The following is a 17,292-nucleotide window of genomic DNA, read 5'->3' on the forward strand; positions in this document are numbered from 1 at the left end:
TGTCGCAGCCCGTGCGCAGGGTCTGACATAATTTTGTTACGTTAAAATCAACACTTACGTAAAAATTTGCGGTGCCGGGCGGCTTCTGTGGATAAATAAACTGACAAAATTGTCAAAAGGCGAAAATTTGGCTTGCGCAAACGCTTGTCCTGCCCCAACTATTGTGAAACTGACGCCTGCGTGAATTTGTCGCGGCGCATTGGGAGACTCTGGTTATGAATGATGCACTGCACACCTATCGCTTCGGCCCGCTCGTCAAGACGGCTCTGCTTGTCGCAGCCCTGCTTCAAATTGTCGCAGGCATCATGCTCATCGCTAACGCCTATCTGGCTGGCGGCTCGGTTCTGGCGCAGTTTTCCGGCATCGTGCTGGGTATGATTCCCGTCGCCATCGCCCTGTTCGTCGTGCCGGTCCTGTGGAGCTGCCAGCTGCGCGTTTACGAGAACCGTCTGGAGTATCAGGGCGTCCTGCTCAACATCGCCATTCCGCGCGAAGATCTGGTCGCCGTGTCCGCCGCGCCGAAGCCCGGTTTCGGCATGTTCGGCCTGACGCTGGAATTGGTCAACGGGCCGTTCCACCGCCTCAATCTGGCAATCATGTCGAAGAACGAAGATCGTGTGATCAACTGGTTCGAAACCGCCCGCGCGTAAGCGTCCAAAGGTATCTTAAGAAAACGCCGCTCTGGTCAGAGCGGCGTTTTTGCTTTTGGGCGACGCAGCCACCAGATCGTAAATCCAGCAAGGCCGGCCGCCAGCGCGAACCAGGTCAGGGCGTAGGTCAGGTGCGAATTGGCAAACCGCACCACGGTCATCCCGCCCTTGGGCCAGCCACCGGGAACGGGGGTCTCATCGGCATCGACAAAATAGGCGGGTACGGCACCAACACCCTTTGCGCTGGCGATCTGCTCCACATTACGCAGATACCAGCGGTCATCGGCGGGGGCATTGGCCTGTGAGAACAGCCAGCCTTTGGTTTCCGACATGCGGACAAGGCCGGTGATCTCGACCGGGCCGGTGACTTGTCCCTCCGGACGGGACGCAGCAGCTTTCTTGTCGGTCGGCACATAGCCGCGATTGACGATAATCGTCGCGCCGCTGTCGGTTGCAAACGGCGTCATGACCCAGTACCCGGCCCCGGCTTCGGTCAGGGCATAGACCTGAACTTCCTTATCGTTGAGGAAATGGCCGTTCAACCGCACCCGGCGATATTCGTCGTTCGCCTTCGTCAGGGCGGGCCAGCCGGATGGCCCGGATTCCAGTGTTTGCGCGGGCGCTGTGGTGCGGGCATTGACCGTTTCGATCAGGGTCGTCTTCCACATCAGGCGCTGCACCTGCCAGACGCCGAGCGCGGTCAGGACCAGTACGACAAGGCCAACGACACTGAGCATGAACAAACGACGCATGGGCATTCTCCGGAAACGCTTTTCTATAAGCTTTTACAATCGCATCGTCGCGCGTCAAAACGCCGCCTTTTGTTCAATTGTCGGATACCGCTTTTTCATTCGTCTGATAATATGACGCCAAAGGCAGGATATGTCCGGACTAAAGCAAATGCTCGACAAGGCCCGGCGCGCCATTCTCAGGAAAGGCGTGGCGCCTCAGGATGCCGACGATCTGGTGCAGGAGGCTTTCCTGCGCGTCGAGGCGTTCGAGCGGACGCAAACCGTCAAGTCGCAGGAGGCCTTACTGATCAAAGCCGCGGTCAATCTGTCGTTCGATGCGGCGCGCCGGCGCAAGGTGACGCCTTTCGTCGATATCGGCGAAGATCTGGGGGCGGCACCCGACCGCACGCCCTTGCCGGACGAGATTCTGCGGGCGCAGGACCGGCTGAAACGGGCGGCGCAGGGGCTGGAACAACTGCCTGAAAAGACGCGGCGCATCCTGTTGAGCCGACGGCTGGACGGCAGAAGTTTTAAAGACATCGCGGCGGCGGAAGGCATGTCGGTCGCCGCAGTGGAAAAGCAGGTCGCCCGCGCGACCCTCGAATTGACGAAGTGGATGGATGAATGGTGAGCGGGGAGGTGCAGGACAGACCAGAGCGGACGCGCCTCACCGCCGAAGCTTCCGTGTGGCTGGCCCGGTTGCAGAACGAGGCGCGCACGGCGGAAACCGAAGCCGCGTTTCAGGTCTGGCTGAGCGATACGCCGGGGGCGCAGGACGCCTTCGACCGCGTGACCGGGGTGTGGGACATCTTGCCCGGTGCCGCCGGTCTGGCGCGCATTCAGGCCGCGAATGACGTGCCTGTGCGTAGGCCGCGCCGTCTGGCCATGATGTCGGCGGTTGCCGCGGTCATTGTCGCGGCGATCGGGCTTGGTTTTTACCTGTCTCAGGCCAAACCCCTGATTTATGAGACCCTCCCGGGGCAGCAGCAGACCGTCACCCTGAGTGACGGCTCGCGCGTCGCTCTGAACACAGATACGCAGGTGCGTGTGGTCTATTCCGGGGCTAACCGACGGATCGAACTGGCGCGCGGCGAAGCCTTGTTCGATGTACAGCCCGACGCCACCCGCCCCTTTACGGTACGCGCCGGGGACGAGCAGGTGCGCGCCCTCGGCACCTCCTTCGTCGTGCGCCGCGACCTGCAAAACGTGGCGGTGACGCTACTGAAAGGCAAGGTCGAGGTCGCGGTCATACCCGAACGGGCTGGCGATCTGGCGCGTCTGCAAACCCTTGTGGTCCTGTCGCCGGGCGAACGCGCCACGGTCTATAATCATACCCAGATGGTCGTCGACCGGCCCGCCGTCGAGGCCGCTACCGCCTGGCGCAAGGGCGAGGTGATTTTCGCCAATGCAACCCTGGCCGAGGCGGTGGCGGAGATCAACCGCTACGGTGCCGCCCCTATCATCCTCACGGACAAGCGCATGGCCGCCGTTCGGGTGTCGGGCGTGTTCCGCACCAACGACGCGGCGGAATTTGCGGCGACCATCGCGCAACTCAACGATCTTAAGGTACGTCGCCACGACGGCGCGCTCGAACTCATCCGCTGACATTTCACGCATAAAAATTGTCGGTTTCGGTTTGCAAATTCGTCTATGTAAGATGGCATAAACAAATTTAAACGCCGTAACAGGGCGGGGCCAAAATCGAGGGATGAGAGTCGCGACTTTGCTATGCGCCGTGGGCGTCGTCGCACCTGCCGTTCTGGCGGGCGTGTCGGCCCATGCCCAAGATGCCGTCGAATATAATCTCCCCGCGCAACCCTTGTCCGACGCTTTGACCGCAATAGGGTCGAAAGCCGGTGTGAATATCGTCTTTGCGCCGGATGCAGTGAAAGGCAAACGTTCGACGCCGCTCAAAGGCCGCTTCAGCGTTCCGGCGGCACTCGATGCGCTGCTGACCGGGACGGGCCTGAGTTACAGCCGCACCTTCGGTGGCTCTTATATCATCCGTGCGACGGCCGGACCGCTCGCCAAGACGGCTCCGCTTCCCGACTCCCCCAGACTGCCGCGCGACCCGCCGCGTCGTTTGCAGGATGTTCCGGTTGTCGTCGTCAGGGGCTACCGTCAAAGCCTGATCGAGTCGCTGAAACAAAAGCGTAGTTTTGACGGCCTGATGGACAGCATCGTCGCCGAGGATGTCAGCAAACTGCCCGACAACAATCTGGCCGAGGCGCTGCAACGCGTGGCGGGCGTCGCCGTATCGCGCGATCAGGGCGAAGGGCGCAGCATCACAGTGCGCGGACTGGGGCCTGATTTTACGCGTGTTACCATCAACGGCATGGAGGCGCAGGCCGTGACCGAGGGCATCGGCACGGGTGCCAACAAGAGCCGGGGCTCGGACCTGAATGTCTTTCCATCGGAACTGTTCAGCCGTATCGATATCAAAAAGACCTCCAGCGCCGATCAACCCGAAGGCTCGCTGGGGGCCACCGTCGATCTGGTGACGCCGCGACCCTTCGACCGCAAGGGGCCGGTTCACGCCTTCGCGGTGCAGGCCAGCTATAACGACCTCAGCCACCGGTCGGGTCAGCGCGCCACAGGCCTGATCAGCAATACCTTCGATGGCGACCGTCTGGGGTTGCTGGTGTCAGCGACCTATGCCGAGACTCCGCTGGAGCTTCAGGGGGTTCATTCCGGCGGCTGGAATCAGGGCACGGCCAATGGCGGGTTCTGCAAGCCGACGACGGGAACCGGCGGGCCATGCGACGTGCCTGCCGCCGATCTGAGCGCGTCGCTGGCGGCCTATGAGCAGCTTAATCGCGCGACGACCTATCACCCGCAATTCTACCGCTACACTAACTCCATAGGCACGGTGGAGCGCATCGGCCTGACCGGCAGCCTGCAATGGCAGCCGTCGCCGCGGACCTTGTTGACGGCGGATCTGCTGCTGGCGCGGCACAAGACCCAGCGCAACGACTATTATCTGGAGGCCATCGGTTTCAGCCGCGGGGCGTCGCAGGGCGGCAAGCCGGAAATCGTACCGCGCCGGGTCGAACTCGACGCCGATCAGGCCGTCATTTACGGCGTTTTCGATAATGTCGATGTACGCTCCGAGGTCACCGTCGACGATTTCCAGACCGATTTCAGACAGGCGTCTCTGCGCCTTCGCCACCAACTGACCCCGCATTGGGGGCTGGACATCGCGCTCGGTTCGTCGCGCTCGAAACTCGATAATTTCAAGGAGCTGACGGTTCAGATCGACCGTTTCAATGTCGATGGCTACAGTTTCGATATCCGCGGCAGCGGCCAGGCACGGCCCGTGATCAACTATGGATTCGATGTCACCGATGCGGGCAGCTGGTACTTTGGGCCGCTGGTGACGCAATCGGGTGGCAGCGGCGCGGCGGGGCCTGAGATTCGGTTGCGTCCCAACTATGTACGTAACGACCACGATATCGCCAAGACCATTGTCACCTACGATCCGGGTGGCGTCTGGCGGCTGGAAACCGGGCTGGAGCTGAAACGCTACGCCTATACGTCGATGGGGTCGCGCTATGTCGAGGGCGAGGCCAATTTCCCGGCTCCCGCCAACGGCCTTTCCGGTCTGACGACTCTGTTCTGCGGCATGGGGACGATCGACCCGCCGGGCGGGACGCCGCGCTGCTGGCAGGTTCCGGATATAGACGCCTTCGTCAGGGCCTACGACCTGCTGTCCAATGACGGGCGCACGGCGCTGTCCACGACGCCGCCGTCGGCGCGCGGTCTCAATCAGTCGGTAGTCGAAAACGATGCCGCCCTTTATACGCGTCTGCATTTCCGCACAACGTGGCAAGGCGTGCCCCTGCGTGGCGATTTGGGTTTCCGGCAGGTGCGCACCCATCAGGCCTCGCGGTTCTTCAGCAACGTGCCGGCCGACACCGACCCCAGCCGGTTCGTCCTGACGCGGGTTTCGCGCGTCTATAACGACTTTCTCCCCTCCTTCAACCTGACGGCGGAATGGCGGCCCGATACACTGCTGCGCTTCAGCGCGGCGAAGATCATGACGCGACCACCGCTGTCGACCATCGCGGCGGCGACCACGGTCTCGGTCAATGGCGGGCGGCGGCAGGTGACGACCGGCAATCCACTGATCGAGCCGATCCGCGCCACCAGCTTCGACCTGGCCTGGGAGTGGTATCCGTCGCGGGACACGGCGGCGTCGGTGTCGTTGTTCTACAAGGATATTTCGACCTATATCCAGACCCTGACCTATGTGGCGCCGTACCGCGTGACCGGTTTACCCGAAGAACTCCTGCAATATAGCGGCGTGTCGCCCGACGACGATTTCCATATCATCAGCGTCGTCAATACGCCGGGCGGGCCGTTGCAGGGCGCCGAGATCAACTATCAGACGCGGTTCACGGCTCTGCCGGGGCTTTGGTCCGGTCTGGGGATGAAGCTCAGCTATACCTACGTCATCAGTCGCATCAATTACGACCTCAGTCCGGTGTCGGACGTCCGTTTGCGAACCGACCTGATCAATATTTCGCGCAACGCCTACAATGGCACGGTCTATTACGCCAAAGGGCCGATGCAGGTACGTTTGTCGGCCAGCTACCGCGACCGCTTCCTGATCAACGTGCCGGGATCGTGGAACACCGACGCCAGCGGTACGGAGCCTGCCACCTACTGGGATGTGTCGGCCAGTTATCGCCTGCGTCCCGGCCTGACCTTGTCCCTCGAAGGGCTGAACCTGACGCACGAAGGCGTCGAGACCTGGGACCGGACCAGCGCGCATCTGCTCAGCGGGACCAATTTCGCCGGACGACAGTTTTTCATCGGGCTGCGCTATCGGAATTAAAACCTTGTTATGATGTCGGTTTTCGATCGTGAACGCGTCTACAGGATAAGAGATATATGCAAACCGACAGGCGAACGATTTGCAGAGCGATGCCATGCGTGCATTTATAATACTATTGATTCAGTTGAATAAATGCCTTGATTCGGGCTTGTTTTTCAAAAAAGTTAGCGCTAACATTTGTCGCAACCCCACCAGCACAATCGCGCTGCTGGCAATGAAATAATATACAGGGACGAGCCAGTCATGACGTCAACAGACGAGACGAACGCGCTGTGAAAGCCGTAGACCGCCTTGCGCGGTCAAGACCGATGTCCGCCAAAATTCCAGCTCCCCGTTGGACACCTTGCGGGGCGGACACTCCCTCCAGATCGATGTCCGCCCCCATCTTTTACTTTTTCAGACTTCGTTTTTCCGAGGCCGTTCATGAAAACCACCCCCCTGTCGAAGCCGCTCGCGGTCCTGCTCGGTCTGAGCATGGTCTGTACCCCCGTTGTTGCCCAGACGCCGCCAAAACCTGCTGCCGCCGAGGTCAGGCCGCCGTATCTTAACGCGCAGGCAACCGCGCAGGCGCGGGCGGTGGATATCGTGTCGCGCCTGACGCTTGAGGAAAAAGCGGCGCAGATTCAGCATAATGCCCCCGCGATTTCGCGTCTGGGTATCCCGGCCTATAACTGGTGGAATGAGGGTCTGCATGGGGTGGCGCGCGCCGGAGACGCGACGGTCTTCCCTCAGGCGATCGGTATGGCCGCGACCTGGGACACGCCGCTCATTCATCAGGTCGGCGATGTCATTGCGACGGAGTTTCGGGCCAAGTATCTCAAGACGCGCGGCAAGGACGGTGGTTCGGGCGGGTATCGCGGCCTGACCGTGTGGTCGCCGAACGTCAATATCTTCCGTGATCCGCGCTGGGGCCGGGGACAGGAAACCTATGGCGAAGACCCGTTCCTGACCTCGCGCATGGGGGTATCCTTCATCAAGGGCCTTCAGGGCGACGATCCGAAACACCCTAAAACGGCGGCGGTCATCAAGCATCTGGCCGTACACTCCGGCCCCGAAGCCGACCGCCACGTCGAGGATATCCATCCCTCGAAGCGCGACGAGGTCGACACCTATCTGCCCGCCTTCTATGCCGGGGTGACCGAGGCGCGCGTCGAAGGCGTCATGTGCGCCTATAATGCCGTCAACGACGTTCCGGCCTGCGGTTACACGCCCTATATGCGCGATCTCCTGAAAACCCAGTGGGGCTTCAAGGGGCATATCGTGTCCGACTGCGCCGCCGTGGCCGACTTCTATCTGCCGACCTCGCACGCCTATGTCAAAACGCCGGAAGAGGCGGTGGCCTCGGCCATGAAGGCGGGCACCGACCTGATCTGCGACTTCGTGTCGAACAAGACGACCGATCCGCAAACGACGGTCAATGCGGTCAAGCAAGGTCTGATCAGCGAAGCCGAACTCGACACCGCCCTGATCCGCCTGTTCGAGGTCCGCTATCGCCTCGGTCTGCTCGATGCGCCGGAACTGGGCGCTTTTGCCGCTATCACGGACAAGAATTTCGACACCCCCGCCCAGCGCGAACTTAACTTAAAAACCGCCGAAAAGTCGCTGGTTTTGCTGAAGAATGACGGCCTTTTACCGTTGAAGGGCACACCGAAACGCATCGCCGTCATCGGTCCGAATGCCGACAGCGTCGATGCTCTGGTCGGCAATTATAACGGCACGCCGTCGAAGCCGATTACCGTCTATGCCGGGATCAAGGCGCGCTTCCCCGACGCCGAAGTGACCTATATCGAAGGTACGGGCTGGGTGGCGCCGCCGCTTCAGGACGTACCCGACAACGTGCTGTGCCTGGACGCCGCCTGCGCCGAAAAGGGCCTGAAATTCGAGGAGTTCAAGGGGCCGAAGCTGGAAGGGGCAGCGGTCGCCACGAAAACCGACGCCAACGCCAAATTCAGCTGGGGCCGACCCAACCGTGAAGCACGCGAAAGCTCGACGCGCTGGAGCGGCTATATCAAGGCCGAAGAAAGCGGCGCGCACCGCTTTCGCTTTACCGGCGACGACGGGTACCGTGTCTTCATCGACGACAAACTGATCGCCGATGTGTGGGACATCGCCTGGCCGACGTCGGACAGCGACGTCCATCTCGAGGCGGGCAAGACCTACAAGCTGCGCGTCGAAGCCGTGCAGCGCGGCACCCGCGAAGACCAGAAATTCCAGTGGAGTCGCCCCAGCGCCGGGGGTGAAAAGGCCGTCGCGGCGGCGAAAGACGCCGATCTGATCGTCTTTGCGGCGGGTCTGACCTCGCGCCTTGAGGGCGAAGAAATGCGCGTGGCGGCCCCCGGTTTCGCGGGCGGCGACCGCACCTCGCTCGACCTGCCGGCGCCGCAGCAAAAGATGATCGAGCAACTGCATGCCACCGGCAAACCGGTCGTGCTGGTGCTGATGAACGGCAGCGCCATGAGCGTCAACTGGGCCGACAAGAACCTGCCCGCCATCATCGAGGCCTGGTATCCGGGCGGCGAGGGCGGTCGCGCCATTGCCAACCTGATCGCCGGGGATTTCAGCCCCGCAGGCCGCCTGCCGCTGACCTTCTATAAGTCCGCCGATCAGTTGCCGCCGTTCAAGGACTATTCGATGAACGGGCGCACCTACCGTTATTTCACCGGCGAGGCGCTCTATCCGTTCGGTTACGGCCTCAGCTACACGACCTTCGCCTACGGCAAGCCGGTGCTGAGTGCTAAAAGCGTCAAGGCGGGCGGGGAGGTCAAGGTCACGGTCAGCGTCACCAATAGCGGCCAGCGCGACGGCGACGAAGTGGTCCAGCTTTACGTCAAACGGGCCGTCGCCGGTGCGCCGGTGCGGGCTTTGAAAGGCTTCCAGCGCATCAGCCTCAAGGCGGGTGAAACCAAAAAGGTCACCTTTACGGTCGACGCCAAGGCCATGAGCGTGGTCGATGCCAACGGCCAGCGTCAGGTCGAGGCCGGGCCGGTCGAGCTGTGGATCGGCGGCGGACAGCCGGACGCCCGTAAAGACCTCAAACCGGCGGCCGGAACCGCGGCGACCGTCACCGTGACGGGCCGCAAGACTATCGGAGCTTTCTAAATGACGCGTAAACCCGCGACCGCCAACGGTCGCTTTCGCTCGCAGGAATGGTTCGAAGCCCCCGGCCATATCGACATGGCGGCTTTGTACCTTGAGCGGTTCATGAACTACGGCATCACGCCGCAGGAACTGCGCTCGGGCCGTCCGATCATCGGCATCGCCCAAACGGGGTCGGACCTCAGCCCGTGCAACCGCATCCATCTGGAACTGGCCAAACGCACCCGCGATGGCATCCGCGATGCGGGCGGCATCTGCATGGAGTTTCCTTGCCACCCGATCTTCGAGAACTGCCGCCGTCCCACGGCGGCGGTGGACCGCAACCTCAGCTATATGACGCTGGTCGAGATTCTGCACGGTTATCCGATCGACGCCGTGGTCCTGACGACCGGCTGCGACAAGACGACCCCGGCAGGGATCATGGCGGCTACCGCCGTGGATATACCGGCCATCGTTCTCAGCGGCGGGCCGATGCTCGACGGGCACCACGACGGCGAACTGGTCGGCTCCGGCACGGTCATCTGGCGCTCGCGCCGGGCACTGGCGGCGGGCAAGATCACCGAGGACGAGTTCCTTGAGGCGGCCTGCGCCTCGGCCCCGTCGTCGGGCCATTGCAACACCATGGGCACGGCCTCGACCATGAACGCGGTCGCCGAGACCATGGGCCTGTCGCTGCCCGGCTGTTCGGCCATTCCCGCGCCCTACCGCGAGCGCGGTCAAATGGCCTATGAGACCGGTCGTCGCGTCGTCGAAATGGCCTATGAAGACCTCAAGCCGTCGAAAATTCTGACCAAGGCCTCGTTCACCAACGCCATTGCCGCCGTCGCGGCGCTGGGCGGCTCGACCAATGCTCAGCCGCACATCGTGGCTATGGCGCGTCACGCGGGCGTCGAATTGACGGAAGCCGACTGGATGGCGGCCTATGACATCCCGCTGATCCTCAATATGCAGCCGGCAGGCAAGTATCTGGGTGAACGCTTCCACCGCGCGGGTGGCGTCCCGGCGATCCATGTGGAATTGCTCAAAGAAAATATCATCGACGGCACGGCGGCGACCATCACCGGCAAGACCCTGGCCGAAAACGTCGCCGGTCGCGAAACGCGCGACCGCGAAATGATCCGCACGATTGCCGAGCCGATGATGGAGCGCGCGGGTTTCCTTGTGCTGAAAGGCAATCTGTTCGATTTCGCCATCATGAAGACCAGCGTCATCAGCGACGAGTTCCGTCAGCGGTACCTGTCTGAACCGGGGCAGGAGAATATCTTCGAGGGCAAGGCCTTCGTCTTCGACGGCTCCGACGACTATCATCACCGCATCAACGATCCGGCGCTGGGCATCGACGAGCGCTCGATCCTCGTCATTCGCGGGTCCGGCCCGGTCGGCTGGCCCGGTTCGGCCGAGGTGGTCAACATGCAGCCGCCCGATCATCTGCTGAAGCGTGGTGTCACGTCCTTGCCGACCATCGGCGACGGGCGTCAGTCGGGCACGGCGGATTCGCCGTCGATCCTCAATGCGTCGCCTGAAAGCGCCGTCGGCGGCGGTCTGGCGTGGCTGCGCACGGGGGATGTGATCCGTATCGACCTCAATACGGGGGCCTGCAACATGCTGGTCGGCGACGAAGAGATCGCCGCGCGTAAAGCCGACGGTATTCCGCCGGTACCGGAATCGGCGACTATGTGGCAGGAAATCTACCGTCAGACCGTCGGACAACTCCACACCGGCGCGGTTATGGAACCGGCGCTCAAATATACGAAGATCGCCGACAAAATGCCCCGGCATAATCACTAGTTTTCAGGATTAGGTCTGAGTATTGAATCTGTTGCGGCGCAACAATGATACCGCTATCATTTTGCGCTTGCCAGATCGAAAATTTAAGGCAGATTACAGCGGCCCAAGCGTCGAATTAAAAGACAAGAACGCCTGGGCGGGGACTAAAACGCTATCATTCAGGGCGTGCGCCGAGACCTGTCGATAAGGGGGACTGCGCGCAGGCAGAAGGGACATTCCATGACCTCTTCGCAGGGGAGAATTAACACCGGGCTCGTGCTCGGGCTGGCCGTCGGCGCCTCGCTCGGCGGGCTGCTGTTCGGCTACGACACCGCCGTCATTTCCGGCGCCGAACAATCGATCAAGTTCAATTTCGTCGTGCCGCACACCGACTGGTCGGTCGATTTCAAGAACACAGTGCACGGTTTTGCCGTCGGTATCGCGCTTCTGGGCTGCGTCATCGGCTCGGCCATCGCCGGGCCGCTGGCGACTGCGCTGGGTCGTCGCGCCGGGATGCTGATCGCCGCGTCGCTGTTCTTCGTCTCTTCGCTGCTGTCGGCCTTTCCGGAGACCCTGCTGGCCCCGGTCGGGCAGATGGGGACCGAGGCCATCTGGCCGTTCCTGATCTACCGCACCTTCGGTGGCATCGCCATCGGTATGGCCTCGCTGATTTCGCCGATGTACATCTCCGAAATTGCCCCGGCCAAACAACGCGGCCTGTTCGTTTCGCTGGAACAGATCGCCATCGTGGTCGGCATCACGCTGGTCTATTTCGTCAATATGCAGATCGCCCGGATGGGCGGCAGTGACGACACCTGGCTGCACGCCGTGGGCTGGCGCTACATGCTGGCCTCGTGCGCCATTCCCGCCGCCATCTTCTTCGTTGCCGCGCTTATCATGCCCGACACGCCGCGCTGGTACATGCTGAAAGGCAAGGAAGACAAGGCCCGCGAGGTTCTGTCGAAAGCCAATCCGGCCAACGAGGTCGAAACCACGCTCAATGAGATCCGCGGTAGCCTGACCCAGCATTCGGGCAAACTCCTGTCGTTCGGTTTCGGCGTTCTCGCCGTAGGTATCCTGCTCTCGGTCTTTCAACAGGTCGTCGGCATCAATGCGGTGCTCTATTACGCGCCGACCATGTTCGAGAACCTTGGTCTGGGCAAGGACGCGGCCATGCTCAATACGGTGATCATGGGGATCGCCATGGTGGTCTTCACCGTCATCGCCCTGTTCACCGTCGATCACTGGGGCCGCAAGCCGCTGCTGATCCTTGGTTCCGTCGTCATGGCGGCGTCGCTGATTTTCCTGGGTATCCTCTATCAGACGCAAAATCCCGCCGAACAGCCGGGCATTATCTATCTGATCGTTGCCATCACCTATATCGCCGGGTTCTCGCTGTCGTGGGGGCCGATCGTTTGGGTCATGCTGGCGGAAATGTTCCCCAATTCGATCAAGGGCAAGGCCATGTCGGTCGCCGTCGCCGCCCAGTGGATCGCCAACTTCATCGTCTCGCAGACCTTCCCGATGATGGACGGCAACCCACAGCTCATTGCCGCCTTCAACCACGGCTTTTCGTTCTACGTTTACGGGGCCTGTTCGATCCTGTCGGGCCTGTTCGTGTGGAAGTTCGTGCCGGAAACCAAGGGCCGCACACTCGAAGCCATCGAGCATCTCTGGAAGAAATAAGCTCTGTAAAACTTAAATTTAAGGACAGCGGCACCTAAACGGGGCCGCTGTTTTTTTGCGCGTGTTACCCGCGTGAAATTTTTTTTGCAAACCTTTGTCTGAAATCCGGATGCCGCCCGTCTTACTGAATGCAGGCCCCTATTAATGCTGATCTTGCAGAATAATGGGGGTGTGGCGATATATTGATACGTATTGCTAAAATTTAAATATCATTTACTCAATTATTGAATAATTGAGTAAATTTCTGTGCGTGATGTGTAAATTTGTTGTTGTTTTTAAGCAACTAATTGTTTTTAAGTTTAAAATATGTTCACATTGAAATTTATCAACTTGCGAATCCTAAAAAGTTAGCGCTAACATATGCTCAATCTGGCATGTCGCAATGAATGTGCCTGCAACGATAAAAATACTGGGGCGAAAATATGGATTCTGAAAAGCGGGCCGCGCGCCGCGATCTTCAACTCTCCGCGAGCGGCGCGTCGTTCCTTTCACGCGCGATTTAACCGCAGGGGTCTGTTGCACGAAATTATCTATTCCGGCTCGGGTTGGCGCTGCGCAGGCAGGCTTACTCAGGAGGGCGGCCCTGTGTCTTCAGGCCATCCCTCTATCCCTGAAACTTGCGCAACGGAGCCCCGGGCCCTCCCGCGCGCAGGCAGGTTGCGGTGAAAATCCGCAACCTGCGTCCTTTCCGAATTCGAGGCCGAGGCTTCGCATAACGCTTCCCGGTCAGGGGTTTGATTGGGAAAACCGCACGTCAGTCCGGAAGGGTTCATTCCGGAGGCGAAATAAAAAAGGCGCCGGTCTCACGGCGTAACGGAGGAAGAAATATGTCTAACAAACCCAGGACGCGTTTTGTACGCTACCTCATGGCCGGCACCGGATTGGGTGTTCTGGCGCTTATGGGCGTCGGCAGCGGCGCTGTAGCTCAGGAAACTGCCAAAGGCGAGGAAACGACCGAAGTCGTCGTCGTCGGTGTCCGCGCGTCGCAGCAATCGGCGATCAACCGCAAGAAGAAGGCCAAGACGGCGACCGATTCGATCATCGCCGACGATGTCGGCTCGTTCCCGGACCGTAACCTAAACGAAGCCTTGTCGCGTATTCCCGGCATGGGGCTTCAACGGGGTGAAACCGGCGAAGGCGAAAGCTTCTCCTTACGCGGCAACTCCGCCGATCTGACGCGGGTCGAAATGGATGGCATGAGCACGGCGCCGAACGGCTTTGCCTTCGCGCAGGGCGGCGAAGGTCAGCGCGGCTCCGATCTACGCAACCTTCCGGCCGACCTGATCGCCAGCGTCGACGTGGTCAAGGGTCAGACCGCCGATCAGACCGAAGGCGGTCTGGGTGGTACCGTCCAGATCAAGACGCGTTCGGCACTCGATTTCAAGAAACCGTACCTGTCCATGCGCGTGGCCGGCGAGCGCAACTCGCTGAGCGGCAAATGGGCGCCGGATATCAATGTCGTCGCGTCGCGCAAGTTCTTCGACAACCGCCTGGGCGTGATCTTCAACCTGTCGTCGCGCAAATATCTGGGCGACAGCCATCAGGTCGCCAATGCCGGTGGCAACAACTGGGGCGGCTATATCCGTCAGATCGACTGGGACAATTCGCCGGAAAAGACCTTCACCTATAACCCGTCCGTGGTGGGCGGCGTCGATCAGAACGGCATCGCCTACGATGCGCCGATGCTGAGCTATAACACGACGACCGGTGGCAAGTTCAACACCAATTCGGCGCTGGACATCGTCACCAAGGCGGCCAACGCCAAGACCAAGGCCGAGTGTCTGTCTGCCTTTCCGTTATATACGGCGGCCCAGCTCGGTACGATCGCCGCCAGCACCAACAATAACGACCAGTCCGCCGCCCAGCAGCAGCGCATCCGCGAGCAGGTCAGCTGCCTGAACCAGTGGAACGACTATTCGCCGAATCAGGTGCGCGAAACCTGGCTTGAGGCCTATGAAGACCGCCTGACCTGGGATCTGCGTTTCGACTACCGCGTCAATGATAAGCTGTCGGTGTTCCTGAAGTATCAGGAAGTCGGCCGCCACATGAAGGAAAATCGCTCGAACCGGAACCAGGGCGGCATCGTCCTGCAAACGGCGGCGGTCAACGGCGTCAGCACGCTGGCCCTGACCAACAATACCAATATCGCGATCGGCACGCCCAACACCATCAGCCCGGTCGCCGGCAGCGGTTACTACCTCTATAATGCCGGGTTCCCGACGGCAGCTCTGGGTCTGGACAGCACGCAGGGCGGCTCCAACGTTCAGAATGGTTTCGCCGTCACCGGTCTGGTTGTCAATGTGAACCCCAATTCGGTCAAGGTCGATTCGAAGCACCACGTCACCGAGGTCGTCCTCGATAACACCAGCTACGTCATGGACCATATTCGCAATGACGAAATCCGCGACGAATCGACGGTTCAGTTCGGCGGCACCTATAAGGACGGGCCGCTGACGGTCGATTTTACCGTCGGCAATATCGAATCCTACTATTCGCGCTATGAAATGCGGGCGGGCACGACCAGCAGCCGCGTTACGGGCGCCAAGCTGTACGTCAAGGAAGACGGCAACTGGTTCTTCGACTACCCGGCGAACTACGACGTCAATGATCCCAACAACTTCATGCCCTATAATGCTTTGACAGGGACCGCAGCGGCCAACGCGGCGGCGGCGCTGTTCACCAACGCCATCCGCCTCGACTGGAACCCTAAGATCGTCGAATATAACGAAACCCAGGGCAAGCTCGACGCGGTCTACCGCACGCCCGACCTGCCGTTCTTCAAGAGCTTCAAGATCGGCGGTTCGTGGCGCAAGCGCATCAACGACAAGTGGGACGGCGGCGGTTACGTCGCCAAGCCGGGCGTGACCGTGCCGACCAAGCAGCTTCGCGCCTCCATCCGCGGCTGCGACAATCAGGCGACGACCACGGTGGCCAACCGTTGCGAAAACTTCTACGGCTATATCCCGAACGCCACCACGACGACCAACTTCAACCACGGGACGCAGACCGTGACGCGCGCCCAGCTGGTCGAGCTGATCCGCAACAGCGTCCTGCCCAATAGCGGTGATTTCATGCCGGATTACGGCGCCTTCGCCGGGATGCAGCTGTGGAACTCGCTCGACCTCGAAAAGATGAAGGCGGGGATCGCCAATACGGACATCTTCAATTTCGACTGCATGAAGACCTGTACGGCCAGCGACGGCAATGTCTATGAGATGCCGCGCTACAATACGTCCGAAGAGATCACCGCCGCCTATTACGTCGTCGAATTCGAACAGGCCCTGCCCTGGGGCATGGAAATCGGCGGTAACTTCGGGGTTCGCGCGGTCAATACCAAGGTCGCCGCGACGGGCTTCGTGACGGTGGCTTCGACCCGCAAGAACATCACCGGCGTGCCGACCACGGAGTGGAACCCGAACGAAGGCTTTGGCCGCGTAACGACCACCTCGATCATCAAGCCCGTCGAGATTCAGCGCGAATATACCGACTGGATGCCGAGCTACAATCTGGCCTTCTGGCCGTTGGCCGACAAGCTGGTTCTGCGTTACAACTGGGCGAAGACCGTGGCCCCGCCGCGTATCGACCGCCTAATCCCTGCCGGGACCTGCACCATCGATCAGCGGACCGAGGATCGCTTCAACGCGGGCGAAACCGAGCTCGACATGGGCTGTACGACCTTCGGCAACCCGGCGCTGCTGCCGTTCCAGGCGACCAAGAACAACACCTCGATCGAATGGTATCCCAACAAGGACACCTATGTGTCGCTGGCCTATTACCGTCAGAAGATCAAGGTCGGGCGTGAAATCACCCAGGCTCTGGCCGATGTGCCGCTGTTCTCGGGTACCGACGAGATCGACCCGGCGACGGGCCGCCCGCTGTCGGACTTCACCTTCAACTACTCGACCTATATCAACGGGCCGGGTGAAACGCAGTCGGGCTGGGAATTCTCGACCAAGACGGCCTTCACCTTCCTGCCGTGGAAGTTCCGTTACATGGGCGCCGACTTCAACTACTCGACCAACAAGTCGAGCGGTGGCGGCTGGATCGACCCGATCACCGGTGAAAGCCTCGGCGCGTCGAACCGTCCGGACTACTTCGCCAATCTGGCGATCTGGTACGACGACGGCAAGACCAATGCCCGTATCGCCTATCAAAAGAAGGCTCAGGTCTTCGACTGCGTATCCTCGTGCGGACGCAGCGATGGGGGGGTCTACAGCTTCCCGATCAACAACCCGGTGCGCGTGGTCAACATGCCGTACAACCCCGGCGAACCCTTCTACTACGAAGAAAACGCCTATCTCGACGCCAAGGTGACGCACAAGGTCAGCCCCGGTGTGGAAGTCTACTGGGAAGGCCGCAACCTGCTGCGGCAGGCCAATGTCCGCTTAGGCGCCCAGACGCGCGGCTTCGCCGATATCAGCCGGACGCCGTGGTTCGAGCAATACGGTGGCCGTCGCTTCACGGTCGGCCTGATCTACAAGATGCAATAGGCTGCAAGAAAACCCCCGCCGGACAGTCCGGCGGG

The 17,292-nt window shown here is 60.9% G+C and carries 9 protein-coding genes; 8 read left to right on the forward strand and 1 reads right to left on the reverse strand.

The window, feature by feature from the left end; genetic code table 11:
* Window positions 1–215 precede the first annotated feature (215 nt).
* The gene (locus tag AEYBE204_RS31430) at window positions 216–650 is read left to right on the forward strand and encodes a hypothetical protein (protein WP_023462523.1); all 435 of its coding nucleotides are present in this window, start codon (window positions 216–218) and stop codon (window positions 648–650) included.
* Window positions 651–685: 35 nt separating this feature from the next.
* Here AEYBE204_RS31430 and AEYBE204_RS31435 read toward each other — a convergent pair whose 3' ends face one another.
* Window positions 686–1,402, reverse strand: coding sequence for an SURF1 family protein (locus tag AEYBE204_RS31435; RefSeq protein WP_023462524.1), 717 nt, complete (start codon window positions 1,400–1,402; stop codon window positions 686–688).
* Between the two features lie 130 nt (window positions 1,403–1,532).
* Between AEYBE204_RS31435 and AEYBE204_RS31440 the strand changes: the two genes are divergently transcribed.
* The 7 genes from AEYBE204_RS31440 (at window position 1,533) to AEYBE204_RS31470 (ending at window position 17,257) form a co-directional block, all read left to right on the forward strand.
* A complete protein-coding gene (locus AEYBE204_RS31440; RefSeq protein WP_031230720.1) occupies window positions 1,533–2,012 on the forward strand; it encodes an RNA polymerase sigma factor in 480 nt (159 codons plus the stop codon).
* Entirely contained in the window at window positions 2,006–2,986 is a 981-nt protein-coding gene (locus AEYBE204_RS31445; protein ID WP_023462526.1) for a FecR domain-containing protein, read from the forward strand. Before AEYBE204_RS31440 ends, AEYBE204_RS31445 begins: the two co-directional genes overlap by 7 nt.
* 103 nt (window positions 2,987–3,089) lie before the next feature.
* Window positions 3,090–6,218 (forward strand): TonB-dependent receptor, encoded by a 3,129-nt coding sequence (locus AEYBE204_RS31450; RefSeq protein ID WP_031230722.1) that lies wholly within the window; start codon window positions 3,090–3,092, stop codon window positions 6,216–6,218.
* A 423-nt stretch (window positions 6,219–6,641) separates the two neighbouring features.
* Complete coding sequence (locus AEYBE204_RS31455) at window positions 6,642–9,317, forward strand: glycoside hydrolase family 3 C-terminal domain-containing protein (RefSeq protein ID WP_023462528.1); 2,676 nt, start codon at window positions 6,642–6,644, stop codon at window positions 9,315–9,317.
* On the forward strand, window positions 9,318–11,102 hold the full coding sequence (locus AEYBE204_RS31460; RefSeq protein WP_023462529.1) for an IlvD/Edd family dehydratase: 1,785 nt from the start codon (window positions 9,318–9,320) through the stop codon (window positions 11,100–11,102).
* 219 nt (window positions 11,103–11,321) lie between these two features.
* Window positions 11,322–12,767, forward strand: coding sequence for a sugar porter family MFS transporter (locus tag AEYBE204_RS31465; protein WP_023462530.1), 1,446 nt, complete (start codon window positions 11,322–11,324; stop codon window positions 12,765–12,767).
* Window positions 12,768–13,594: 827 nt separating this feature from the next.
* Window positions 13,595–17,257 carry a TonB-dependent receptor gene (locus AEYBE204_RS31470; protein WP_081724676.1) on the forward strand — a complete coding sequence of 1,221 codons (3,663 nt, stop codon included), beginning with the start codon at window positions 13,595–13,597 and terminating at the stop codon, window positions 17,255–17,257.
* Window positions 17,258–17,292: the final 35 nt, after the last annotated feature.

It is taken from the genome of Asticcacaulis sp. YBE204 (assembly GCF_000495855.1).
GTDB lineage: Bacteria > Pseudomonadota > Alphaproteobacteria > Caulobacterales > Caulobacteraceae > Asticcacaulis.

Excerpts from the sequence above, each read along its gene's own strand:
- AEYBE204_RS31430 (WP_023462523.1), top strand. The coding sequence starts at position 216 with ATGAATGATGCACTGCACACCTATCGCTTCGGCCCGCTCGTCAAGACG.
- AEYBE204_RS31435 (WP_023462524.1), bottom strand. The coding sequence starts at position 1,402 with ATGCGTCGTTTGTTCATGCTCAGTGTCGTTGGCCTTGTCGTACTGGTC.
- AEYBE204_RS31440 (WP_031230720.1), top strand. The coding sequence starts at position 1,533 with ATGTCCGGACTAAAGCAAATGCTCGACAAGGCCCGGCGCGCCATTCTC.
- AEYBE204_RS31445 (WP_023462526.1), top strand. The coding sequence starts at position 2,006 with ATGGTGAGCGGGGAGGTGCAGGACAGACCAGAGCGGACGCGCCTCACC.
- AEYBE204_RS31450 (WP_031230722.1), top strand. The coding sequence starts at position 3,090 with ATGAGAGTCGCGACTTTGCTATGCGCCGTGGGCGTCGTCGCACCTGCC.
- AEYBE204_RS31455 (WP_023462528.1), top strand. The coding sequence starts at position 6,642 with ATGAAAACCACCCCCCTGTCGAAGCCGCTCGCGGTCCTGCTCGGTCTG.
- AEYBE204_RS31460 (WP_023462529.1), top strand. The coding sequence starts at position 9,318 with ATGACGCGTAAACCCGCGACCGCCAACGGTCGCTTTCGCTCGCAGGAA.
- AEYBE204_RS31465 (WP_023462530.1), top strand. The coding sequence starts at position 11,322 with ATGACCTCTTCGCAGGGGAGAATTAACACCGGGCTCGTGCTCGGGCTG.
- AEYBE204_RS31470 (WP_081724676.1), top strand. The coding sequence starts at position 13,595 with ATGTCTAACAAACCCAGGACGCGTTTTGTACGCTACCTCATGGCCGGC.